Source organism: Paenibacillus alginolyticus DSM 5050 = NBRC 15375 (assembly GCF_000422905.1).
GTDB lineage: Bacteria > Bacillota > Bacilli > Paenibacillales > NBRC-103111 > Paenibacillus_E > Paenibacillus_E alginolyticus.
Window position 1 is genome coordinate 1 of sequence record NZ_AUGY01000011.1, and the last position, 24,820, is coordinate 24,820.

The following is a 24,820-nucleotide window of genomic DNA, read 5'->3' on the forward strand; positions in this document are numbered from 1 at the left end:
GATTATTTGGCTTAGTTTGTACGAAGCCAACAAGTCTCGGATCCAGCGATCAAGAGATCGGAAGCCGACTTCATCATTGCTAAATTCCAGTGGATTACCCAAAGCGATACCACGGAAATTAACAGCTCTAGCAACGTGGGTCTCCTGAGCAATATCTACACCGACAACAAGGTGATTAGCGGTAATGTTTTCAATGAGTTGATTTTGTTTATCTTGTGCTTTAAACTTCATAGTAGAGCGACCTCCTGATGTGGGATTTTAAGGGCTGTAGACCCGTTACGTACTCCCATCGTACAGAGGCGCTCTTTTTTATGCAAACTCCAAATTATTCGTTCCACAGGAATTCTAACGGAGAACGATAGCTCAATAATCAACAGGCTGCTGGCAAATCGACAGCCTAGGCAGTAATGTTTAATGACAAGGGACGCTTATTGAATCAATATTTCATCCAATATAATAGAAGGGATTAACTCCATAGAGAAGTTAAGTGAGTGTAACAAGATTGAAATCTTATTTTCATGTGGCATTAATGAATCAAGCCTAAAATTCGACCCCCTTTTTAAATATAAAACTTAGACCCGTAGCCTGTTGCTGGGGGTTTCTTTTTGCTATTCAACGAATTAATCGTAATTCAAAGACCTGTGTATAAAATTACATGTTCTATGGGAAAATACCAAGAAAATCCAAGTAGGAGTAGTTATGCCTATTCATAACTGGTTTAAGAAGCGAAAAGGGCTACTCACTGGTCAGACCTACGCAGACCCCCCGCTGATCATTGACAACGATTTAACGGCAAGACTCCAATGGTTCCGCAAGCATTTGAATCACAACATAGACATTAAATTCTATGAGATCCCATTACCAAGTGGTATTGCCTGTGCGTTCATCTACATTGAAGGTATGATCGATCAAAATCAGTTTCAGAAACAAATACTTTCACCTCTTTTATTTGAAGATACATCTTTATCTGCAATTGAGCTGTTGAATAAAATAGCCGTTATGAAGCAGCTTCCGGTTTCGATGATTGAATCCACCACAGATGTGAACAAGGCATTGGAACGTATTTTTGATGGCACAATTATTTTTCTTATCGATAATGAGCTGGAAATCATTCTTTTTCCGATGAAATCGGTGGAGAAAAGATCGATTGAGCAGTCGGAGATTGAAACCGTCATTCGAGGTCCCAAACAGGCATTTGTCGAGGATTTGACGACTAATATGACAATGATCCGAAGAATTATTAAGCACCAGGCATTGAAAATGGAGCATTATCAATTTGGTACCTATTCTAAAACTTCCGTTGTTGTTTGTTATATCGAAGATATTTGTGAAAAGAAATTGGTTGATGAAGTAAAGAGCAGAATAGCCGGAATCGATATTGACGCGGTACTTGGTAGCAGCTATATCGAGGAATTCATTGAGGATAATCCTTTTTCACCATTCCCTCAGGTGCAGTATACAGAACGGCCTGATACGTTAAGCGCGGCACTGCTTGAAGGAAGAGTCGCTATTTTGGTAGATGGAACGCCGTTTCCCATCATCGTCCCGGTTACCCTATACATGCTTCTTCAATCGGCAGAGGACTATTATGAAAGATTCGTTGCAGGGACATGGATTCGGTGGATTCGATATTTATTCTTGTTGGTGTCCTTTCTGTTACCTTCGATCTATATTGCGGTAACTACGTTTCATCCCGAGATGCTACCTCCTAATCTATTGGCAACGGTTGCTGCTGCCCGTGAAAATGTTCCTTTTCCGGCTTTTGTAGAGGCATTCATTATGGAAATCGTTTTTGAAGCGCTTAGGGAAGCGGGATTACGTATTCCCAAGCCCATAGGTCAGACAGTATCGATTATAGGTGCATTGGTAATAGGGCAAGCGGCCGTGCAGGCAGGTATTGTTTCTGCCCCAATGGTCATTGTTGTCTCCATTACAGGGATCGCTTCGTTCATCATTCCACATTTCGATCTTGCGTTGACGTTCCGTCTCCTGCGGTTTCCTGTGATGTTCCTTGCGGCAAGCTTTGGTTTATACGGTGTTTTTCTTTGCATCATTTTGATCTATCTGCATTTGGTCACACTCCGATCCTTTGGAACGCCATATCTGACGCCTACGGCACCTATCGTTTTTGGCGATTGGAAGGATGTGCTGGTCCGGGCCCCCATATGGATGATGAAAAATAGGCCAAGGCTTTACGGAACAAAAAATAATCAAAGGCAAAATCAAAAATCGGGGCCGAGAATACCTGAAGATGATGATGGTGATTAATGGTGATGCAATTACGAATGAAGCTCATATGGCTTCTTTTACTGTGCTCCAATTTAATGTTGATAACGGGCTGCTGGTCCAGGATTGAAGTCAATGACCGTGCTTTCGTCACTGGCATGTACATAGACCGTTCTGATAATGGCAGCTATGAGGTGTCCCTGGGCTTTCCTTTACCCAATCGAATGGCTAGTGGGCAATCTCCGGGGATGCCCACCTATGGAAACCCGTACACCATTTTGACAAAAACGGCTGAAAGCATTCCCGTTGCCATCCGGAAAATCCGTTCAGATCTAACGAGAGAAATAACTTGGGGTCACTGCCGTGTTATTGTTGTCGGTAAACAAGCGGCTGAATACGGGATTGATTCCCTGTTGGAATTTGTGGCCCGTGAACCGAACTTTCATACGAAAAGTTATCTGATGGTTGCTCCGGGGAAGGCAAGGGACATTACCAAACTAACCCCCGTTTTTGAAAGGCTACCAGCCGAAGTGCTCCGGGAGTTCTCTAACCGAAAGGTGACCTTGGATACCAATGTGAAGGATTTCTTAGAGGCTTCGATGTCGGGAGGAGACATGATTGCCGGAATGCTTACTATTGGACAAACGGAGATGCTTAGTGAGAAGGGAAAAGAAAGCACATGGGTCGGGACTGACGGGGCAGCGCTCTTTAAAAAGGGAAAAATGATAGGAACCTTGGATGTCAATGGGATGCGAGCGGGTCTTTGGTTAAAGGGGAAAATGAAAAGCTCGCAGATTTCGTTGAAATCCCCGAGCGACGGAAAAACGATGAGTTTTATTATCCTATCGTCTAAAGCCTCCATCAAACCCTTCATCGACGGAGAGAAAATCGGCTTTCATATCAAAATTGAAGCGGAAGACGATATTTTGTCCTCGGAATCGGACATAGATCTGACAGACCCGAAGGAAATAATCCGCATCCAGGAACTGCTTTCTGAGCAGCTGAAGCGTCGAATTACGAGAACTCTTTATAAAACCCAGGATATGGGAGCGGATGTATTTCAATTTGGCAGACATCTGGATTGGAATTACCCAAAAGTATGGAGTAAGCATAAGGATGGGTGGCATGCGGATTATAAAATTTGTACATTCATCGTTGATACCAATGTGCAAGTGAAAAGAATTGGTGTTGAAAGAAATTCAATCATACGTCAGCACGAAGATAGGGCAGGGTGACCATGATTATCATCACAATCGTATTTTTAGGGATTTTCATGTTTGAATGGAACTTTTTAAAGCATCTTGGGCGGAAAAAAAGAACCTTCTGGATCACAGGCTGCAGCATATTTGTCGCTTATGTGTATGTCATGGCCGTCTACTCTTTTCAGAATCTGCCAAGTCCTAACCTGCTGATTGATTATGTTTTCAGCCTTAATGAATAAAAGCGTGTTAGTAAGGAGATGGCTGTTATGCAGCGTATTACCCAGCTTCAACTTACATTGATGTTTATTCTCTTTCATTTCTCTACGACAACAGGATTTCTGATAGGCCCCATCTCCTCATCAGCCGGTTATCAAGGTTGGTTAGCGATCCTGCTTGCTTCCATTGGAGGAATACTTATCACCTTCCTCTCTTTTACCCTTGCCAAGCGGAAGGAAAGCGAGTTTATCGTTCATTACGGTAAGGAACTGATTGGACGGGTTCCTAATATCATCATCATGATTGTATTTGGCTTTTTCTTTCTTCATCTGGCGAGCCTGGTACTGCGGGAAATTTCTGATTTCATGGTACAGATCTACTTGCCTACGACGCCAGAATGGGTGATCGCCGGTTTGTTTGGTCTTGTCATTACTATTGCTGTCCGATCTGGTCTGGAAGCCATACTGCGCTGTGCGTCGGGATTTTTTTTCATCATCTTCGGTATAGCTGGGATCACACCATTTTTAATTGGAAAAGAATTAAATACGGAACGTATGATAGCGTTTATCACCCATATTAACCCTGGGAGTCTTTTTCATGAATCGTATCCATTTATTCCATGGTTCGGAGAAATGTTTTTGATTCTTTTTATCTTTCCTTGGATAGCCAATCCGCAAAAGACATTTCGTTCATTAACCTGGGCAATGGTGATAAGCCTCTTTTTTATCGAATTGAATCTCGTGTTATGTCTCTTGTTATTCGGCTCGAAATTATCGGGGCAACTGACCTATCCTGTGCTGGAAATGATTCGTTTCATTCGGATCGGCGATTTTTTGGAAAATTTGGATCCCATTATCGTAGCGGTCTGGTTATCAAGTCTATTTATAAAAATAAGTGTCTTGCTTTACATTCCGACGCTAATTGTCTCACAGTTGTTTAAGCTAAAAGATGCCAGACCGCTTTCTTTCTCATTAGGCGCGATTATGGTAGGACTTTCCATGCATATGTTCAAAAACATAATTGAATTGAACAACTTTCTCATAAAAACCTGGCCAAATTTTGCCTTATGCGTGGAGTGTATCCCACTGATATATTTAGTTGCTTCCATAATAAAAAAGCATCCCAGGAAAAGTGGTTAAGAGTCAGACTCTACTAACAAGTCGGATTATAAGAACATTTATCTCTTTCCCGAGATGTTCATGCTAATACAAAAGGGGGTGTTTCTTAGATCCCTATAATAAAGGTCGCCCCCTTTAAAATATAAAACTTAGACCCTCTGCCCGTTGCAGGGTCCTTTTTTGCTATTCAACTAAAGGGCAGATTACGCTAATGTATATTCTTCCAACCATTGGAGAAACTACCGTGATTAAAACTGAATTACACTGACATCAAATTCTCTGGTTCCTAAGATGAGGTCAGAGTATAGTAGTGGGGTTACGCATGATAACTGGTAAATGGGTTGTATATGGGATATGTAGTATACCCTTCATAATGGTGGTAGGCATAGTATACTTAGCAATCAAGTTAAAGAAGATGTAGCAACTTATTGATAAGCTAATGGATAACGATAGTTCAGAACAATACAACGGCAGCCGATCAGAGGATCAGCTGCCGTTTTTATTGAACGAAGGGCAGTTTATTACAGGAATTGGATGTTGATTCGTCAAATATATTCAATAATGTATTTGTAATAGGAAGGAATCAATATAATGAGATTGGTCTTATTTGGTGACAGCATTACTGCAAGGACTGAAGGTCACGACCGTCCCTTATTAACAATAAAACTGGAAGAAAAATTAAGCGGAACTTGGAACATCATTAATGCTGGCGTGCCAGGTAACAATACGTTCGATGCTCTCGAAAGAATTGAGAAAGATGTGTTAATTCATAATCCAGATTTTGTGACTGTTCTATTCGGAGCAAATGATGCTGCATTTCACAAAATGGTTCAACTGAATGACTTTGCAAGTAACCTCACCAATATTGTAACGGCGATTACATCAAAAAAGACTATACTCATTAGTCCGGCACCAGTTGATGAAAGAATACAACATGCTCGGAATAACACCGTACTTAAGCAATATGCGGAGGTCGTAAGAGCAATCAGTGTAACAACTAGCAGTCATTATATAGACTTGTTCACAGATATGCTCGGTATTCATAATTTGTCCGTGACTTTGAGAGGTCTTCGAAATGATGGACTTCATTTTGGTGAGCTTGGTTATGATTATTTATCCGATTTAATAAGCAACGAGCTACTTATTATTTCTGGTAAGTCATTGAACTACCCTGAAAGTAGCTGTTCACGAAACTAATTTTCATTATTCTGTGGTGTCCTGTGAGGGACATGGATGGCTAACGGGAAACTATAGATGAATACACTTTAAAAGAGCAGGTAGCCGCGGCTTCTGCTTTTTGTTTATTAACGTAACGGGCAGATTAGAAATTTGGAAATGACTGTAACTTTTTCCCGGGATTAGGAGTCTAAGTATTTGAAGGTGGTGTAATTTGTATGAAGAAATTATTTTATTTGGGCATGGCAGCCGTTATCACTATTTTATTAATCATAAGTTGTTCAGCTAAAATAATGGATAAAGGCAATGGTTCATATGCTGATGATTTAAACTTTGAGAATAAATATTATATAAACCATTCGGAATTTACAATTACTGATACTTCAAAAATTAAGAAAATTGGTTCAGTTGAAAAATCTCGTCGTTTGGGCAAGGGTAATGGCGTTTTTGAGATTGAGGGATATTCTAATCATAGTTTTATAGCCGTTAAGGACATAGAAAGCTTTACGGGGTTTAGTGTTTATGGAGAGTACAAAGGCGGTGGAATGCCAATTTCTCCTCCACAGGATATTTCTTATTCAAGGGTAAACCAGATAAAAATTTATAAGGAAATGGAATTAATCAATGATATCCAAGGGCAAGATCTTCAAAAGTTTGTTTCTTTTTTTGAACAAAAAGGTCTGCCTAATGAATTTAGAGTTGATAATCCTCCTCAATATCATGTGATTTTTTTAACAGATGCTTCAATAGGATATAAATATCCTATTTCCGAGAAAGACGGTCAATATGGTATGCCTATGTGGGAGAGTAAATTACCAAAAGAAATAGCCGAATTTTTCAAACCTAGACAATAAAGTACAATGTTATTAAAAAGTACACAATTTATTTTCAATAGTCGGAAAGCATTGTTACGCTAACGCAAAACGTTACTTCAATAAGGACAGCGGCAGTCTAAGACTTTATTTTTCAGGTCTTGGTCCGCCGCTGTTTCATTTTTATGGTCAGTCTAATATCGTATTCTCTCTTAACCTACCGGTTAACTATGCTGAGATTGCATTTCCTTAATGATTTCTAGAAACTGATTGACATCCTCGGAAGGATGTAAGGGATATAGCAAACCATAAGGTATTGTGAAGTCCAAGTCGCTAGGAATTGTCACTAAGGACGGATGAATATCTGCCCATACATCCAATGTTAGTAAGACAACACCACTTTCCTCACATCGATTGAATACATCAATATCATAAAGGCGCGGAATATCTTTAATTCGGATTTTAGGGTGGTTCCTTATCAAAAAATCACGAATTTCATCAATTACAGCACTTCCTCCACCGTTTACTACAGCCAATTGCTCTCCATACAAATCTTTGACAGACATTGTTTTTTTAGAAGCCAGCCGATGGTTGCGAGATAAAGCAAAGCAAAAGCGATAACTTCCCAACTCAAGAACTCGGAAATATTCCTTCCAGTTCTCTGTAAGGGTTGGCCCTACAATGAAATCATAGTGTTTGCCAATAGTACGATAAGTGGTTGGGAGTGTATGTGAATCATCCTCAAAATGCACGATATTGATTTTGAACTGCGGAAATTGGTCGCTGACTTCATTCCACATATCCAACAAAACCTTGCAGGGATTAAGCATAGAGGTTCCCACGCGAATTACAAGCTGATTTGACTGTGCAGATTGACGCATGCGTAACAGAGCTTCTTGGAAATACTGCACCATAAATGCCGCATCCTTGCTAAAGGATTTTCCAGCTTTGGTGAGTTCAATTCCATGGTTAGTACGGATCAAAAGAGGCATACCTACATGTTTTTCCAATAGATTCATTTGCTTCATCACAGCGGTTGGAGAAACAAATAATTTCTCAGCCGCCTTTGAGAAGCTACCGGACTGTACGACCTGAATAAAAGTATTCAATTGTTCGTTCATTCAAAGAACCTCCTGTTGCATAAACCAATGGTTGATACCATGCTAACTTATTTGAACTTCCGTATCAAGTTCTCCAACTGTAACATTAGAGATGAAAAGAGCAGAGCATTTTGAATCTTGCTTATTTCATTCATTGATTTTTTTTAGGACTGCTGGACCGCTTTTTTTCAGACCGGTTTGGCTAATTTCCTCCAAGAAAGGAACATTTATTATGGGAATTCGTGACAAGGTCGTTCTTATTACTGGAGCATCCGCTGGTATCGGCTTAGCCACAGTACGCAGCTTTGCCACTGCCGGTGCTAAATTAGCACTGGTAGCTCGATCTGCCGATGCACTAAATCATCTCGCCAAGGAATTGCAGAGCCAGGGTATTGACGCTGTCGCTATCCCGGCTGACGTGAGTGATCCTAAGCAAGTAGAAGGAGTCATTGAGGAAACGGTTCGCCGCTTTGGCCGCCTAGATGTGGTCATCAATAACGTAGGACAAGCTGTAGTTGGCAAGGTCGCTGACCTAAATCCTGATGACTTCCGCAAGATCCTCGACCTTAATGTGCTAGGACCGTTAGCAGCTATGCAATCTGCGATCCCTGTCATGCGAGGGCAAGGGGGAGGGCTGATCATCAATATAAGTTCGGTGGTATCCAAGATGCATATTGCTGGATTGGGCGCCTATGCTGCAACCAAAGCTGCTTTGAACATGATTTCAGATACAGCTCGAGATGAATTAGCCTCAGATCAAATCCGTGTAATTACCGTCTATCCGCGCTCAACCGCAACGGATTTTGGTAAAAACGCTCTTGGTGCTCGCGAGCAACAGCGACAAGGATCTTCTTCTCCAACAGACACTCCTGAAATGGTCGCAGAGAAAATCTTGGCTGCAGCTTTACATGAGCCAGACGAGCAATATATGGATTAATGAGCTTTTACTTTCATAAGGGATGCGCGGAACATTTTATTTGAAGCTCATAGGAAAATAGTAAGATGCACCTTGTCTAGGGGCTGACTAAGACTTATTCATTCTACACTTAATTGGTTTGTCATGTTTACCCGATTGTTAAGGTTGTGCGGTATATTTCTTTCTGTCTTTCTTCCCGGATTTTGGATCGCACTGCTTACTTATCATCAGGATCAGCTCCCGTTCACTTTGCTGGGGACTCTTGTTATTTCCAGACAAGGTGTACCGCTGCCGGCTCCTCTCGAAGCCGTTGTCATGATTCTTCTATTTGAATTGTTTCGTGAAGCGGGCATGCGCTTGCCATCTTCATTCGGACAGACGATATCTGTTGTTGGCGGTTTAATTGTCGGACAGGCGGCCATCAGTGCAGGTATGACTGCTCCGGGTATTCTTGTTGTCGTAGCTATCTCGGTATTAGCGTCGTTTACCATGGTGAATCAAAATATGGTTGGCTTCGTGAGTCTGTTGAGATTAATCATATTGATAATTAGCGGTGTACTCGGTTTGTTCGGATTATTGATTTGTATGTTAACCATTTCCATCTATATGGTTAATCTGCAATCGTTTGGGGTCAAATATCTAAGTCCGGTGGCACCCATTAATTACCGTGACCTATTGAAAATTTTATTCCGTATGCCTTGGGGGAAGAAGGAGGGTATACCTGGCTTCATAAGGAAAACCGGAGATGATCAAACGTGAGGTTGATACAACTTTTATTGGTTATTGGAATTGTCCCTCTATTGCTTACCAGTTGCTGGGGGGTAAAGGAAATTGAGCATCTCGCCTATGTCAATTCGATTGGTATTGATTATGTAAAAGGCAAAGTGGTGTTCTATACCCAAATGATCAGTTTTAATAATATTGCCAAGAAAGAAGCAGGAGCCGGGATGAGCAAGGAACTGGTTTCTATTGGCAAGGGTGAAGGCAGAACCGTAGATGAAGCTATCTTTGATCTTTACAAGACGTCACAGCAAAGATTGTCCTGGAGTCATGTGAAAACTTTAGCGTTTACGGAAGCGGCGCTGCGGGAGGATATCATTCATGGAATTTTGGACCAAATGGACAGGTATTATGAGTTTCGGTATACCATTTGGACGATGGTAACTCGCGGCTCGATCGAGAATATATTCAACGCAAACCCAACCCAAAACATGTCAACGCTTTACTCACAATTAAATAACCCGCGTGACCGTTATTCCCAAAGTTCGCTTGTTGCTCCGTTATATTTGTACAAATTTATTTGGAAATGGGAGGAAAATGGTCAAATCCTGTTGCTTCCCACATTAACCGTCAATGAAAATAACTGGATAGAGAACAAAAAGCCCTCGCCTCAGCTTCAACAAGATGGGGTATGCGCCATGCAAAGCAAAAAATTGATGGGGTGCTTTAAGATTGACGAAATTATGGGTCTACGATGGATGGAGAAAGAAACTGTTCGTACCCCTTTGATACTTCAGATCGATCAAAAACCAATTGCAATGATGGTTGTTCAAAAAATTAAACCCTCCATCGAACCCAAGATTTCAAATGGCAAACTGACGTTTCATATTAAAGTCAAAGCGCAAGGTTCGGTAACGGAGCAGGAAAAGCCAACTACGGAGAAAGAACTGAAAGAGCTTGCTGCAAAGGAAATTAGGAAGCAGATTCAAAAAACCTATTTGATTGGCCTTAAATCAGATGCAGACCTTCTAGGCTTTTCTAATTCACTCTACCGATCCAACCCGAAGGAATGGCACCGTCTTGAGAAAGATGGGGTTTTGCCATTAAAGCCTGAATCCTTAGGGGAGATCAATGTAGATATAGGAATATCTGATGTAGGGATCGCTAAAATACTTAAAAAGAATGATTGAGGAATCCTGGACAGTCATGATGGCAGCCTTGAAAATGATAGCCGGCAAACTGGAAGGAACGGGCACGAACCGATTCAATCCTAGTGGGGAAGCAAGGAGAGCGGAAGCCGTAACGGTTTTGATGAAGATGTTGGCGCTTAAGGGTAAGTAGGTTCATAAGGGGAATAGCTGGAGATCATATCAAATGCTTACCTATTGTTACCGATAGTACAATAAAACAGTGGCAGTCCAGGACTTTATTTTCTCGTCCATAGCTGCCGCTGTTTCTATTATTGGGATCAATCTAATACTTTATTTTCCATGAACACAAACTCCTCTTTAAAGAACAGCCCTACTGATAATCAATCCTGCAGGTCACATGCTCTTGAGCAGATAAATCCGGCCCCATCATGTCTTCGAAATTACGTAATGCTCAATTCCGTCTAGAATTCTTTCGAGACCGAAATCGAATTCATACCCATATAAGTTCTTATTGTCGTCCTCGCTCTTCTCTTCGGCGGAATATGCCCCCGCTTGAACGGCAAGATTGAAGGTCGATTAAGTGAGGCGAGTATTGGGAACGAGCATGGCATGGACATCGAAATCATGCGCGACGATCTGGGTGACATCTTGTACAATTTAACAAAGGATAAGGCTAACTACATTTGGGGGGATTCGATTACAGCCATTCAAGAAACTGAAGCGGGTGCAGAGGTTCGATTTGCCCATAGCAAGCCGCAGATATTCGATATGGTGATTGGCGCGGATGGTCTTCATTCCAACGTTCGAAGGCTGACTTTTGGCGAAGAAGCACAGTTTAAGCGTACGCTTGGCTGCTATATCGCGATCTTTACCACTGATAATTATCTCAATCTTGATCACAATCAGCAGTTCTATACGATTCCCGGCAAAACGGTGGGCATATATAGCGCACGTGACAATACCGAAGCGAAAGGATTATTCATATTCAAATCGGGGACCTTAACGTACGACAGACATGATGCGGAAGAACAAAAAAATCTTGTCAACAGCGTCTTTGGTAACGAAATGGGCTGGGAAACACAGCACCTGCTGCATGCGATGAAAGACGCGCCAGACTTTTACTTTGATGAGATTTGCCAGATCCAAATGCCGACATGGTCCAAAGGTCGTGTTACGCTCGTAGGTGATGCGGCATATTGCCCGTCCCCACTTTCCGGTCAAGGTACTAGCCTTGCGCTAGTCGGAGCTTATGTACTCGCCGGAGAGCTGAAGGCTGCTCAAGGTGATTACGCCAAAGCTTCTGCCCTCTACGAACAAGAGATGAGAACATTTGCGGAGAAGAACCAGAAGGTAGGACTTTTTGCAGCGGAAAGTATGGTCGAAAACTCACATTTCAAAATCTTGCTGCGCAATTGGATGCTGCGGGTGCCATTCCTGATGACCGTTATGTTTAAAATGGTTGTAAAAATGATTGCCAAAGCCGCTAAGGGGATCACATTAAAGGAATATGATTAGAAAAAACACTCGAAAATTTAGAGACTAACATTAAACAAACGGAAAACATTAGTGAAATGTATGGATAGGAGCAGGCGCCGCGGCGACCTGCTCCTAATTTGTGATGTATCTTAATAAGCGGTCCAGCCAGCATCGGCCGTTACAACTGTTCCATTTACGAAGCTTGCATCATCGGAGGCGAGGAATAATGCCACTTTCGCGATCTCTTCCGGCTCGCCTGCGCGCGGGTTGAGGTTGATGCCGGCCATCGCTCTTTCCATACCGAATGGGTTCGGGCTCGTGATGGATGTGCCAATGTTGGTATTGACACCACCTGGCGCGATGGCATTACAGCGGATGCCTTTAGGCGCATATTGGAAACCGACGTTCTTCGTAAGACCGACGACCGCATGCTTCGCAGCTGTATAAGCCGCACCGGCACGGGAGCCCATCAAGCCGCCTGCGGAAGCGATGTTAACGATGACACCTCTTTGTTTCTCCAGATAGATCGGAATAACTTTGCGGATCGTTCTCATCGGGCCCGTTGTATTGATTGCGAAGACACGTTCCCACAGCTCGTCCGTCAGGTCTCCGGCTGGTACGAAGTTGTCCATAATGCCGGCGTTGTTAACGAGAATATCTACTGTTCCGTACTTCTCGACGGTTGTATCAATAAGCGATTGGACATCATCTTCATTAGCGACGTTAGCCGCAATTGCGAAAGCAATGCCGCCTTTGGTGGTAATCCCGTCCACAACGGCTTGCGCGGCATCAATGCGAAGGTCGGACACAGCAACTTTCGCCCCTTCTGCAGCATACAATTCCGCAATGGCTTTACCCATGCCTGAAGCGGCACCAGTAACAACAGCAACTTTTCCGGATAATCTCATGACGTAAATCCCTCCATCGTTTTCTTGATCATTTAACTTCATTTGATAAATCATCCCGGCTGTTCTGAAAAGATAAGTAACACATGTTCAATAGAGAACATCCGTTACTTCGAGTATAATGAAGTATTGAAAGGGATTACAATCAGTAAAAATGGTGAGTTTGTCAGGTAACGAACAACTCGGCTAATTTTGTTTAATAAGTCGTAAAGAAAGGAATAACAGGCATGACCGACAAAGGAAAAAAAACGGACCGCCGCATCGTCCGCAGCCGGGCGGCCTTACGGCATGCGCTGCTGACGCTAATGGCGGACAAGCCGTTCAAGGCGATATCCATTACGGAAATCGTGGAGCTTGCGAATTATAACCGCGGGACGTTCTATTCCAATTATGAAAGCAAGGACGCACTGCTTGACGATATTATTTCCGACCTGATCGAGAAATTATTGCTCTCCTTCCGCGCGCCCTACGAGAAGGTAGAGTTCTTCCACGTCGATCAGCTCAAGGCGCATTCCGTTATGCTTTTCGAGCATATCTATGTGCATTCCGCGATTTACACCGTGTTTATGAAGAGCGACATGCTAATGGCGCTCCGGGAGAAAATGTTCATCGCGCTGAAGAAGATCTCCACTGAAGAGCTTGTCTATACAAGAAAAGACATCGATGAAGAACTGTTGATTATCTATTCGCTTAATGCGTTGCTGGGGCTTATATTCCATTGGGTGGAGAGCGGTTTTAAGCATTCTCCGGCTTACATGCAGGAGCAGTTGGTGAAAATCATCAACTATCATCCGACTGTTGCGAAGACCGCGATCAAAGGCTCGAGCTTATCCTAAGGGTAAGCTTTTTTTGTGTACTTTCATGTTTAAATCTTACTTTGAGCATTCGGATTAAATACGGGTACAGGTAACGCTACTTCAGCTGTAACCTGTTATTCATTTTCCGTTCATATTCGCTTCCTATACTGTAGTCATTACGAAGGAGGGAAACACAATGTATCTAGCTATTCGAGAAATGAGGTTTGCTAAGGCACGATATTCGTTAATTGCTACAATTATGGTGCTTGTTGCATTTCTTGTTCTGTTTGTCACTGGGCTTGCACAGGGGCTTGCGTATGACAACGCCGCTTCTGTTAAGAATATGGCTGCAACACATTTTGTCTTAGGACAAGACTCTAATCACCGTTTCACCCGATCTCAGGTCGATCAGAATCAGCTTGAAAAGGCTGGCTTACTAGTAGGAAAAGAGAATGCGGAGCCACTTGGTCTGAAAATGACAACGGTTGTTCCATCAGGAGAAACTGGGAAGATTGATGTTGCTTTGCTCGCCGTTAATCTCGAAAGCTGGCTGGCGCCAACAGTAACAGAAGGTTCACCCATCTCGGATCAGACAAAAGGACATGTTCTTGTTGATCAAAAGCTGTCTAATTCTGGTGTCAAAATTGGCTCAATCATTGTAGATCAAGCTTCGGGAACAAAATGGACAGTGAGCGGTTTTGTAAAAAACGAGTCATTCAGTCATGCTCCGGCTGTCTTTCTAAATAAGCAGGATTGGCTTAATCTTCAAGCGCAGACACTTACACGTCAAGGAACTGAATCAGCAGCAGACAGTAAAATTTACAATGCAGTCGCCATTAAAGCCTCGAAAGAAAAAGTTAAGGAGCTTCAGTCCTCGCTGCCCAATACGGAAGTGATAACGAAGTCTGAGGCCGTATCTGGGATTCCCGGTTACAAAGAAGAGCAAGGCTCGCTTATGATGATGATTGTATTCTTATTTGTAATCTCTGCCTTTGTCCTGGCTGTATTCTTTTATGTCATCACGATTCAGAAAACTAGTCAATTTGGTATATTGAAAGCCATCGGTACACGTACTGCCTATCTAGCTAGAAGCGTGACGCTGCAGGTGTTGGTCTTATCGGTCGGCAGCTTGGTCCTTAGCGTCCTGTTGGTTCAATTGTTTGAGGCTGTATTGCCAAGTTCCATGCCATTTCAATTAGGCTTTTCTACCTTGGCACTTACTTGCCTGTCCTTTATAACAATGTCTTTGGCCGGTTCACTATTTTCGGTATGGAAAGTCGCCAAAATTGACGCTTTGGATGCGATTGGGAGGACAGCAGCATGAAAAACAGACTTGTATTACAGGAGATTACACGGACTTTTGAGGATGGCGGTATCGAAAGAACGATTTTGGATAAGCTAAACCTTGAGGTGGCCGAAGGTGAACTAGTTGCGGTAATGGGCCCTTCAGGCTCAGGCAAAAGTACGTTTCTGTCCATAGCAGGAGCACTTCTTGAACCAACGAGTGGGCAAGTTCTACTCGATGGAGAATCCATTATCGGTAAAGACAAGCAAGCACTTTCTGAACTACGACTTCAAAAAATCGGATTTATTTTTCAAAGCGCCAACTTGATACCGTACTTGAAAGTTGAAGAACAATTAGTTTTGGTAAGCAAGCTTGCCGGGATGGAAAAGGCGAAGGCAACCAAACGAGCAAAAGAGTTACTCGATAAGATGGGATTGTCTCATCGACGTACCGCATATCCTGAGAAACTCTCAGGGGGGGAGCGTCAACGGGTAGCTATCGCAAGAGCCTTAATGAATGACCCAGCTGTCCTATTCGCAGATGAACCAACAGCAAGCTTAGATGCCTCACGAGGGCACGATATAGTGAGTATGATAGCGAAGCAAGTAAAGGATCAGCGAAAGAGCGCGGTTATGGTTACGCATGATGACCGAGTACTGCCGCTTTGTGATCGAGTGCTTTTTCTTGAGAATGGAAAATTAATCGAAAAACAAAAAAAAATTGCTCAAATCCACGTTTCAGTGTAGTTTGACGAGTAGTGGCAGCACAATAATAGCAGCGGCAGTCTAAGACTTATTTTTGAGTCCTAGTCCGCCGCTGTTTCTTTTGTGGGTCCTCTTTACTACTCTTACTTCTAAAAGTATAATGAATCAAGAACATATGTTCTAAAGTGGGGTGGAGTAATAATGAGTAGTAGTAAAGCTATCTCACGAAAATGGTACGGATGGGTAGCATTTGACGATATCTTGAATGTAGAATTGGTTGAATAATACTTTTACATAGGACAGTGCTAAAGGGAGGCATGCTGGGAGCTCTGCATGTCTTTTTCCTTTGGTTCGGTCTCAAGACGGAGTGTGATTTCATACCCGGGTTTGAATGAATAACAGTGTCGTAAATATATAATGAAAACACGAGTATTATTCCAGCCTGGAGACTGGGTTGTAGGGGAGGGAAAAGGATATGGTAAGTGCAAAAACAAATGCGAACTTTTTGGATTCGTTTACCCATTCAACTGTAGTTTCGAAGGACGGAACAACAATTGGATACCAAAGTATAGGCATGGGTCCGAGTCTCATTGTCATCCACGGGGCGCTTAGTACTTCGAATGATTTTACTAAGTTTGCCCAAGAATTGTCGGACTCCTTTACAGTCCATGTTATGGATCGACGTGGGCGTGGACTGAGCGGGCCGCAAGGGATTGACTATTCCATCCGTAAGGAATGTGAAGATGTCTTAAGCGTACAAGAAGCAACTGGAGCAACCTATGTATTCGGTCATAGCTACGGTGGCCTTGTAACCTTGGAAGCTGCGCGAACTAATATCTTTAAGAAAATGGCCGTCTATGAGCCTGGCGTTTCAATTAAGTCGATACCAACAGATTGGGATTGGCTGACTGAATATGAAAATGATATGAGCAAGAATGATTTTAGAGGGGCATTTGCCAGCTTTGTAAAGGGTGCGGCTCATTCGCCCTTAAAAAAGTTGCCGAAATGGTATGCAAAACTAATTTTACGTTCGGTGATACGCGGAAATCATTGGATTGAAATAGAAAAACTATTGCCGGAAAATTTAATTGAGCATAAAGAAGTGAAGCGTCTGGCATCCACTTTCAGTAATTACCAAATCATTGATGCGAATGTCCTATTAATTGCTGGGGGGAAGAGTCCTGATTCTGTGCATCAAATGATTCGAGTATTGGACGAAACCATTCCAAAAACACAAACGTTGAACTTACCAAAACTAGATCATCTCTCTCCGGACAATAAATACGCACCAGTCGAAGTGGCACAGCATGTAAAGAGGTATTTTCTTAGTTGAGCTTTGGTTTATTGAAAAAAGAGGCAGATATTTTTAGTGGAAATAGGCAATAAAAGGAAAGATCGGGCTGCTTATTGAATTATTATTAAAGCTAGAACATACTGTTAACCGAAGTTTATAACGTGGCACAAAAAATACTAGCAGGAAAATCGAAAGGGAGGAACCAACCTTGGCAAACGCCATTATAGAAGTGGACGGACTCGTCAAACGGTATGGGAAATTCACTGCGGTGAATGGAATTAATTTCAAAGTACGGGAGGGGGAAGTGTTTGGACTGCTCGGGCCAAATGGGGCGGGCAAAACGACAACGATGGAAATGATCGAAGGTCTGCGTCGACCGGATGAAGGGAGAGCACTTGTCGCAGGCTTCGATACGAAAAAGGAATTGAAAAAGGTCAAGGAAATCATCGGCGTCCAGCTCCAATCGACGTCACTATTTGACCTGCTCCATGTTCACGAGATCATTCGTATGTACGCAAGCTTTTATCCAAGCTCTGTGGAGATCGAGCCGCTGCTCGACGACATGATATTGCGCGAAAAAAAGAACGACCGCGTCAAAAACTTATCCGGCGGTCAGAAGCAGCGACTCGCCATTGCGTTGGCGCTCGTAAACGATCCAAAGGTGGTTTTTCTAGACGAACCGACAACGGGGCTCGATCCTCAAGCCCGGCGTACGTTGTGGGATATCGTGCTCCGCCTGAAGGAGCGCGGTAAGACTGTGGTGATCTCAACGCACTACATGGAAGAGGCTCATGTGCTTTGCGACCGCATCTGCCTCATGGATAAAGGACAAATCGTTGCGCTGGACACGCCGGAGCAGCTCGTCCGAAGCCTGCAGTCAGATAGTGCCATCGAGTTTCGCTTGCCGGAGCAGATTCGAGAAGATGAGACGCGCAAGCAGGAAGTGCTGACGCTTGTCCAGTCATTGCCTGATGTGAAGCAAGTAGACCAGCGCAAAGACACGTTTGTGCTGTACACGGATCATTTGCAGAATGCGCTGACCGCATTTGTGCAACAAACTGCTGAGCAGAATATCCGAGTTTCCGATTTGCAAACGCGCACGGCAACGCTCGAGGACGTGTTCATCCACATGACGGGAAGGAGCTTGAGAGAAGAATGAAAGCGTATCGTCAATTGACCTTAGCCCAGTTGCGTCTATTTGGGCGAAATCGGCAAGTATTATTTTGGACGCTCGTTTTTCCGATCTTTTTCATGGTGATGCTAGGTTCATTCTTAGGAAAAGGGGACAGCACATCGCTCTCCGTCACTGTAATTGACCAAGACCAAACGACTGCGTCTAAGGCGCTTCTATCCTCTATGAAACAGCTATCCATATTAAAATTAACTGAAGGCTCAGATCTCAACGCTGCGATGAAAGATCTTAAGCATGGCGATCGGCAGCTTGTCGTCTCTGTTCCAAAAGGGTATGAAGCTGCTGTGAGTGCTAAAACTGCCTCTGCGGAAGGCTCCAAGCTCACCGTCTATTACGATGAAACAAGCCAAACAACCAATCAGATCGGGCTTCCGATCATGTCTCAAATCGCCGATGGCATTAGCAAGCAGATCGTGGGTTACACCCCTGTCATCACGATTCAATCACAGGCGGTCCAATCTCTTAACCTGAAGTATATCGATTTCCTCGTCCCAGGCATCGTTGCTATGATGATTATGAATAATAATCTGAACGGCGTCGCCGGCCAAATCGCATCATGGCGCGAGCGGGGTATCCTACGGCGTCTTCAGAGTACGCCGCTTCAACCTCGGAGCTTCATTGCTGCGCAAATCACGGCCCGACTGCTGTTGAACGGCTTGCAGGCGGTAATTGTGCTGCTAATCGGCAGCCTGATTTTCGGAACGCAGGTGAACGGTTCGTGGATACTTCTGCTCATGTTCGTCATACTCGGTACACTGACGTTCATGTCGATCGGCTTTATCATCGCCGCGCTCGCCAAAACACCGGAAAGTGCCGGTCCGATTGCCGGCTTCGTCTCTTTCCCGCTTCTGTTTCTAGGCGGCGTCTTCTTTCCAATCAAGAATATGCCTGACTGGCTGCAGCCCATAGTCAAGTTGCTGCCGATCTCGCATCTGTCCACAGCACTGCGCCAAATCATGAATGTCGGAGCCTCGCTTGCCGACGTGTGGCATGAAGCCGCGCTGCTTGGCGGCTGGATGCTTGTAGCTTTCATTATCGCCAGCCTAACATTCAAGTGGGAGTAACGAAAAATAAAAAATCTTATCCATGTATACTTGGCTTTTTCTTTGGCAATAATATAAATTATTGCGTTAAAAACGGAAAAGAAAGAAAACCTGTTTACCGGATAATGTTCGTATTAAAAAATGCATCCATATTGGAATAGAAATTGAATGAAGTATCGCCTGCAATATGGTTAATTTCTCCTTTCAGGTAAAGACGCAAGAATGAAGAAGCTGAGATCAATGATCCAGCTTCTTTTTTGTTTAGACTAACTAAACTCTCATTGCAGAGAAATCACTTGACTTGGAGTTAACTCCAAGGAGTAGACTGCATAGGAAGGAAACAATATCTAATGGAAAGTGAGGAACAATCGAATGGATTATGTGAAACTTGGAAATACGGGCTTGGATGTATCTCGGCTTTGTCTTGGCTGTATGAGCTTTGGTGTTGCAGAGCGGTGGGTTCATCCATGGGTACTTGATGAAGAGCGCAGTCGTCCAATTATAAAAAAAGCTCTTGAGCTTGGTATTAATTTTTTTGATACGGCAAATGTGTATGCAGACGGTACAAGCGAAGAAATTGTGGGTCGAGTTCTAAAGGATTATGCCAATCGTGATGAAATTGTCCTCGCGACAAAGGTTCATTTCCGTATGCATCAAGGTCCAAATGGTGCTGGTCTTTCCCGAAAGGCAATCATGAGTGAAATTGATAAGAGTCTTCAGAGATTGGGAACAGATTATGTAGACCTTTATCAAATCCATCGCTGGGATTATAATACACCTATTGAAGAAACGATGGAAGCCTTGCATGATGTTGTGAAGGCTGGGAAGGCAAGATATATTGGTGCTTCTGCCATGTACGCATGGCAATTCCTAAAGGCATTACATGTAGCTGAAAAAAATGGTTGGACCAAGTTTGTGTCGATGCAGAATCATTTAAACCTCATATACCGTGAAGAGGAGAGGGAAATGCTGCCGCTTTGTAAGGAAGAAAAAATCGGTGTAATACCCTATAGCCCGCTCGCATCAGGAAGATTGACGCGTGATTGGTCGGAAACAACACATCGTTCCGAAACCGATCAAGTTCAGAGATCTAAATACGATGCGACTGCAAATACGGATCGATTGATTGTGGAGCGCGTTGCAGCAATCGCAGAAAAACGCGGCGTTCCCCGAGCGCAAATCGCACTTGCCTGGTTGCTGCAGAAAGAACCCGTAACAGCTCCTATTATTGGTGCTACGAAATTGTCTCATCTCGAAGATCCGGTAGCTGCTCTTTCGATTAAGTTAACACCTGAAGAAATTGCGTCGCTGGAAGAGCCGTATGTTCCTCATAGGGTAATTGGTGCAGTTTGAAATAAGAAGCAGCAAGAAAGCCTTAACCATTTTCGTGGGCGGTCTTGATCTGTAATTGGTAGGTGAAATTTGCATGTTGATAGCAGAAGTAAGTGAGAAATTTGAATTGTCACAGGATACACTCCGCTATTATGAACGAATTGGACTTATTCCACGGGTGAACCGCAATAAAAGCGGAATCAGAGATTATACGGAAGAAGACTGCAGATGGGTTGAATTTATCAAATGTATGCGAGGCGTAGGTCTTCCAGTTGAAAATTTGATTGAGTATGTTGGGTTGTTTCAACTGGGTGATGAAACCATGGAGTCTAGAAAAGAACTCCTAGTCGAGCAGCATAAGCAGCTCATAACAAGAATGGAAGATATGAAGAAAGTGTTGGCACGCCTAGATGATAAAATTGCCAGATATGAACAGACAATCGTTGAAAAAGAAAAAACACTAAAGAGAACGCAAGATTAGTTCTGTGAACCTGAATAAGTTGGTAAAGTATTATTACACAGTTCTCGAGTAGTTAATGAATCATTGGTCTAGCAAAGGACTCCTACTGAAAAGCAGGAGTCCTTTGCTATCCTACCTGAGATTACCATGAACAAAATTTCACTTTACATTACACATTTGTTCATAACCGTGTTATTATATGCAAGTAATTCTTAATTTGAATATGAGATAGGTGGAATGGAAATGATGGAGTTAGCAAGAATGATTGACCATACGCAATTGCGCGCGGATGCAACAAAAGCTGAAATTACACAAATTATTGTGGAAGCGAAGAAGTACGAATTTGCTTCAGTGTGCGTTAACCCGACGTGGGTATCGTATGCAGCTGAGCAATTAGCCAATAGTAACGTGAAAGTATGTACGGTAATCGGATTCCCATTAGGAGCAACAACTTCCGCAACCAAAGCATTCGAAACGACGAACGCAATCACGAACGGTGCGACAGAAATCGATATGGTTATTAACATTGGCGCCCTGAAAGATGGCAATAATGATGTTGTCGAGAATGAGATTAAAGCAGTTGTCGAAGCAGCGGCTGGCAAAGCGATCGTGAAAGTGATAATCGAAATTTGCCTCTTAACAGAAGAAGAAAAAGTACGCGCATGTGAGCTTTCAGCGAAAGCTGGTGCTGATTTCGTGAAGACGTCAACGGGGTTCTCGACTGGTGGCGCAACTGCTGATGATATTGCCCTTATGCGTAAAACGGTCGGTCCAGACATGGGTGTTAAAGCGTCGGGTGGCGTTCGCAGTCTTGAAGATATGCAGAAGATGATTGCGGCTGGAGCAACACGAATCGGTGCGAGTTCAGGAGTGAAAATTATGGATGGCGGCGTATCAACATCTTCGTATTAGAAGGAGGATTTTACGATGAAGGAACAATTGATTCAAGAGGCAATCGCGGTGCGTCAAAATGCTTACGCCCCTTATTCTCATTTTGCAAGGTGATCACAAGATTGAAGCCATCGCCATTGTCGCGGACACGGAAGGTCCGGTTTCACCTTGCGGTGCATGCAGACAAGTATTAGCTGAGTTCTGTGATGAGCATACTAAAATATATTTAACCAATCTTCACGGCAACACGGAAGAATGGACGATGGCACAACTGTTGCCGGGATCATTCACTCTGAAACATATGTAAACGCTTAAAAGTAGTTAATCACATTAATTTGCAACTAGGAGATACACCATGAAATATCTAATTGCTCTGTTGGGATTGCTCGTTGTGTTTGCACTTGCTTTCGTCGCAAGTAACAATAAAAACAAAATCCGATATCGCCCGCTGATCGTAATGGTAATCTTACAAATCATTCTCGGATATGTATTGTTGAATACGTCTGCAGGAGCTCTCTTAATTAAAGGGTTTTCATCCGTTTTCGAGAAACTTTTAACTTTCGCTGCGGAAGGCGTGAACTTCGTATTTGGCGGAATAGTTAATGAGGGCTCATTCACGTTTTTCTTGAACGTATTACTTCCAATCGTGTTCATTTCCGTGCTGATCGGTATTCTGCAGTACACAAAAATTTTACCGATTGTTATTAAATATATTGGTCTTGTTTTGAGCAAAGTTAATGGGATGGGGAAGCTGGAGTCCTATAACGCAGTTGCTTCCGCGATTTTGGGACAATCTGAAGTGTTCATCTCAGTGAAGAAACAAATTGGTCTGCTTCCGCAACAACGCCTGTATACGTTGTGCGCTTCGGCAATGTCGACCGTATCAATGTCGATCGTTGGGTCTTACATGACGATGATTGACCCTAAATATCAATTCAATAAGAATCAGCCAGAATTGTTCAGGAGCAGATTAGACAAATTCATAACAAATACTAGAGAAAACAAAATGTACGGTCAATGGAATGATAATGGACGTCTACTAGATAATTAAGATGCTCTGGGGCGATTTTCAAAACTTTAAGAAGAGGCAATCCAGTCGAGGAGGTTGCCTCGCCACTCGGCTGCCATAATGAACAACGTCCGCTGATTCGGACCAGTCCTGTTCTCTGATTTGGCGTCCACTCTGCACCTTCTGCATCCAAGCAGATGCCTTCAATAAAACCATAATATATAAATAAGTAAGCATTTTTGCTTGCCAAAATCACTTTGCCATTGCGCTAACGAGGAACGATAGTTTAGGAGCTTGCTTTGGGAAGCTCCTTTTTCGTTTATTGAAGTAACGGGCAGGATAGTTCCAATATGTGGTATATTTGATTAAGGACATTTTCTAAACGGAGGTGCTTATGAATCCTGCTTTTGACACCTATATCCAATCGCTAGCCGGTCGGGACGTGACCGTCATCGGCGCCGGCGTCAGCAATTCACCACTGATCCGCATGCTGTACTTGGCCGGGGCGCACGTCACCGTGCGCGACCGCAACCCGGCCTTGCCACGGGAGGAGTGGGACAATCTAGGCGTCGGGTTGCGCCTGGGGGAGAATTATCTGGATCGCGTTGGGGGCGACGTAGTGTTCCGCACTCCGGGCATGCGCCCAGACCATCCGGCGTTGGACTCGGCTCGCGCTGGCGGCAGCCGTGTGACCAGTGAGATGGAGGAGTTCTTTGCGCTGTGTCCTTGTCCTATTTTCGGCGTGACCGGTTCGGACGGTAAGACCACCACCACGTCGTTGATTGCAGACATGCTGGCTGACGGGGGGCGTACGGTTCATCTGGGCGGCAACATTGGCACGCCACTTCTGACGCGCGCGGGCGAGATATCGCCGCTGGATGCGTGCGCGGTCGAGCTGTCCAGCTTCCAGCTGATGGACATGACGCGCTCTCCCCATGTGGCGGTGATTACCAACCTCTCGCCCAATCACCTTGACTGGCACCGCGACATGGATGAATATACCGCCGCCAAGCGCCGACTGCTGGATTTTCAGAGTGCTAACGACTTTGCCGTCCTAAACGGCGACAATCCGGCGACCGCCGAATTGCGCGGGCGGGGACGGACCAAGCATTTCGGCGTGCACACTGTCCACGATGGCATAATCGACGGTCTATTACCCATCAGTGATATTCGTTTGCCGGGTTGGTATAACGTGGAGAACGTTATGGCTGCCATGACCGCCGTGCGGGGGACCGTGTCTGATGAGGCAATCCTGGAGACGGTGCGCAACTTCGTCGGCGTGGAGCACCGAAACCAGTGGGTAGCAACTGTCGGCGGCGTGCATTATTACAACAATTCAATCGGCTCCAGCCCCGCCCGTACCGTCGCCACGCTGCATGCGCATGTGGGCCGAGTGCTGCTGATCGCCGGCGGGCGAGATAAGAAAGTACCGTTTGACGAGATGGCTAGGCTGCTGCCTGATCATGTCAAAGTGCTGCTGTTAATCGGAGAAGCAGCCAGTCAAATCGAGGCAGAGGCGCGCAGAGTGCCGAGTTGTCCGCCTATTGTCCGCTGCGAAGGCCTGGCCGAAGCAGTGGCGCAGGCGCACAAGCTGGCCGTACCGGGCGACACTGTGCTTCTGAGTCCTGCATGCACTGCGTTTGACCAATATCGTAACTTTGAAGAGCGCGGGCGTCACTTTGTAGACTTGGTCGGGTCGCTGCACCGATAGGTCGGAGGGAGAGGATTGAATAGAACAAGACATGGGCGTTTGCCGGGAAAAGCTGAACACTAACGAGAAACGATAGTGACACAA

Annotated in this window: 23 protein-coding genes and 3 pseudogenes; 23 read left to right on the plus strand and 3 right to left on the minus strand. The window is 44.0% G+C overall.

Translation table 11 applies throughout. The features are described from left to right. A pseudogene (locus tag G519_RS41785) lies at positions 1-231 on the minus strand (IS110 family transposase); the annotation flags it as partial. A gap of 468 nt (positions 232-699) precedes the next feature. Between G519_RS41785 and G519_RS41790 the strand changes: the two are divergent. The 6 genes from G519_RS41790 (at position 700) to G519_RS0105260 (ending at position 6,792) form a co-directional block, all read left to right on the plus strand. Continuing rightward, a complete protein-coding gene (locus tag G519_RS41790) occupies positions 700-2,268 on the plus strand; it encodes a spore germination protein (RefSeq protein WP_036632124.1) in 1,569 nt (522 codons plus the stop codon). A 5-nt stretch (positions 2,269-2,273) separates the two neighbouring features. Continuing rightward, positions 2,274-3,461 carry a Ger(x)C family spore germination protein gene (locus tag G519_RS0105240; protein ID WP_161632902.1) on the plus strand — a complete coding sequence of 396 codons (1,188 nt, stop codon included), beginning with the start codon at positions 2,274-2,276 and terminating at the stop codon, positions 3,459-3,461. Between the two features lie 2 nt (positions 3,462-3,463). Further along, positions 3,464-3,667 carry a hypothetical protein gene (locus G519_RS0105245; protein WP_029193792.1) on the plus strand — a complete coding sequence of 68 codons (204 nt, stop codon included), beginning with the start codon at positions 3,464-3,466 and terminating at the stop codon, positions 3,665-3,667. Between the two features lie 27 nt (positions 3,668-3,694). Beyond that, entirely contained in the window at positions 3,695-4,783 is a 1,089-nt protein-coding gene (locus G519_RS0105250) for a GerAB/ArcD/ProY family transporter (RefSeq protein WP_029193793.1), read from the plus strand. A gap of 570 nt (positions 4,784-5,353) precedes the next feature. Next, entirely contained in the window at positions 5,354-5,959 is a 606-nt protein-coding gene (locus tag G519_RS41795; protein WP_051253095.1) for a GDSL-type esterase/lipase family protein, read from the plus strand. A gap of 197 nt (positions 5,960-6,156) precedes the next feature. Then, complete coding sequence (locus G519_RS0105260) at positions 6,157-6,792, plus strand: hypothetical protein (protein ID WP_029193794.1); 636 nt, start codon at positions 6,157-6,159, stop codon at positions 6,790-6,792. A gap of 182 nt (positions 6,793-6,974) precedes the next feature. On the opposite strand, the gene G519_RS0105265 is transcribed toward G519_RS0105260, so the two are convergent. Further along, a complete protein-coding gene (locus G519_RS0105265) occupies positions 6,975-7,871 on the minus strand; it encodes a LysR family transcriptional regulator (RefSeq protein ID WP_029193795.1) in 897 nt (298 codons plus the stop codon). A gap of 211 nt (positions 7,872-8,082) precedes the next feature. Between G519_RS0105265 and G519_RS41800 the strand changes: the two genes are divergently transcribed. The 5 genes from G519_RS41800 (at position 8,083) to G519_RS41810 (ending at position 12,152) form a co-directional block, all read left to right on the plus strand. Beyond that, complete coding sequence (locus G519_RS41800; RefSeq protein WP_051253096.1) at positions 8,083-8,787, plus strand: SDR family NAD(P)-dependent oxidoreductase; 705 nt, start codon at positions 8,083-8,085, stop codon at positions 8,785-8,787. Between the two features lie 123 nt (positions 8,788-8,910). Further along, positions 8,911-9,525, plus strand: a complete 615-nt coding sequence (locus tag G519_RS41805; RefSeq protein ID WP_084160036.1) for a spore germination protein — start codon at positions 8,911-8,913, stop codon at positions 9,523-9,525. Further along, positions 9,522-10,676, plus strand: a complete 1,155-nt coding sequence (locus G519_RS0105280) for a Ger(x)C family spore germination protein (RefSeq protein WP_051253099.1) — start codon at positions 9,522-9,524, stop codon at positions 10,674-10,676. The genes G519_RS41805 and G519_RS0105280 overlap by 4 nt, the downstream gene beginning before the upstream one ends. 16 nt (positions 10,677-10,692) lie before the next feature. Next, a complete protein-coding gene (locus G519_RS52900; RefSeq protein WP_268633665.1) occupies positions 10,693-10,827 on the plus strand; it encodes a hypothetical protein in 135 nt (44 codons plus the stop codon). A 419-nt stretch (positions 10,828-11,246) separates the two neighbouring features. Further along, on the plus strand, positions 11,247-12,152 hold the full coding sequence (locus tag G519_RS41810) for an FAD-dependent monooxygenase (protein ID WP_084160042.1): 906 nt from the start codon (positions 11,247-11,249) through the stop codon (positions 12,150-12,152). A gap of 110 nt (positions 12,153-12,262) precedes the next feature. On the opposite strand, the gene G519_RS0105295 is transcribed toward G519_RS41810, so the two are convergent. After that, a complete protein-coding gene (locus tag G519_RS0105295) occupies positions 12,263-13,021 on the minus strand; it encodes an SDR family oxidoreductase (protein WP_029193797.1) in 759 nt (252 codons plus the stop codon). A gap of 224 nt (positions 13,022-13,245) precedes the next feature. Here G519_RS0105295 and G519_RS0105300 point away from each other — a divergent pair, with 224 nt between their 5' ends. The 12 genes and pseudogenes from G519_RS0105300 to murD all read left to right on the plus strand — a co-directional run bounded on the left by G519_RS0105300 (position 13,246) and on the right by murD (position 24,736). After that, complete coding sequence (locus G519_RS0105300; RefSeq protein ID WP_029193798.1) at positions 13,246-13,854, plus strand: TetR/AcrR family transcriptional regulator; 609 nt, start codon at positions 13,246-13,248, stop codon at positions 13,852-13,854. Between the two features lie 157 nt (positions 13,855-14,011). Then, positions 14,012-15,139 carry an ABC transporter permease gene (locus G519_RS0105305; RefSeq protein WP_029193799.1) on the plus strand — a complete coding sequence of 376 codons (1,128 nt, stop codon included), beginning with the start codon at positions 14,012-14,014 and terminating at the stop codon, positions 15,137-15,139. Then, positions 15,136-15,846 carry an ABC transporter ATP-binding protein gene (locus G519_RS0105310; RefSeq protein ID WP_029193800.1) on the plus strand — a complete coding sequence of 237 codons (711 nt, stop codon included), beginning with the start codon at positions 15,136-15,138 and terminating at the stop codon, positions 15,844-15,846. The genes G519_RS0105305 and G519_RS0105310 overlap by 4 nt, the downstream gene beginning before the upstream one ends. Positions 15,847-16,279: 433 nt before the next feature. Continuing rightward, positions 16,280-17,137: an alpha/beta hydrolase gene (locus G519_RS0105315; RefSeq protein ID WP_051253101.1), complete on the plus strand. Its 858-nt coding sequence runs from the start codon at positions 16,280-16,282 to the stop codon at positions 17,135-17,137. 169 nt (positions 17,138-17,306) lie between these two features. After that, the gene (locus G519_RS0105320; protein WP_029193802.1) at positions 17,307-18,257 is read left to right on the plus strand and encodes an ABC transporter ATP-binding protein; all 951 of its coding nucleotides are present in this window, start codon (positions 17,307-17,309) and stop codon (positions 18,255-18,257) included. Then, positions 18,254-19,354, plus strand: coding sequence for an ABC transporter permease (locus tag G519_RS0105325; RefSeq protein WP_029193803.1), 1,101 nt, complete (start codon positions 18,254-18,256; stop codon positions 19,352-19,354). The genes G519_RS0105320 and G519_RS0105325 overlap by 4 nt, the downstream gene beginning before the upstream one ends. A 351-nt stretch (positions 19,355-19,705) precedes the next feature. Continuing rightward, positions 19,706-20,686, plus strand: coding sequence for an aldo/keto reductase (locus G519_RS0105330; RefSeq protein ID WP_029193804.1), 981 nt, complete (start codon positions 19,706-19,708; stop codon positions 20,684-20,686). Positions 20,687-20,759: 73 nt separating this feature from the next. Beyond that, the gene (locus G519_RS0105335; RefSeq protein WP_029193805.1) at positions 20,760-21,146 is read left to right on the plus strand and encodes a MerR family transcriptional regulator; all 387 of its coding nucleotides are present in this window, start codon (positions 20,760-20,762) and stop codon (positions 21,144-21,146) included. A gap of 225 nt (positions 21,147-21,371) precedes the next feature. Further along, the gene (gene deoC, locus G519_RS0105340; protein ID WP_029193806.1) at positions 21,372-22,037 is read left to right on the plus strand and encodes a deoxyribose-phosphate aldolase; all 666 of its coding nucleotides are present in this window, start codon (positions 21,372-21,374) and stop codon (positions 22,035-22,037) included. Between the two features lie 15 nt (positions 22,038-22,052). Then, positions 22,053-22,323 (plus strand): annotated as a pseudogene (locus G519_RS41815) (cytidine deaminase family protein). A 48-nt stretch (positions 22,324-22,371) separates the two neighbouring features. After that, a pseudogene (locus G519_RS41820) lies at positions 22,372-22,947 on the plus strand (Na+ dependent nucleoside transporter N-terminal domain-containing protein); the annotation flags it as partial. A 472-nt stretch (positions 22,948-23,419) separates the two neighbouring features. Further along, positions 23,420-24,736, plus strand: coding sequence for a UDP-N-acetylmuramoyl-L-alanine--D-glutamate ligase (murD, locus tag G519_RS0105355; protein WP_029193807.1), 1,317 nt, complete (start codon positions 23,420-23,422; stop codon positions 24,734-24,736). The last annotated feature ends 84 nt before the right edge of the window (positions 24,737-24,820 follow it).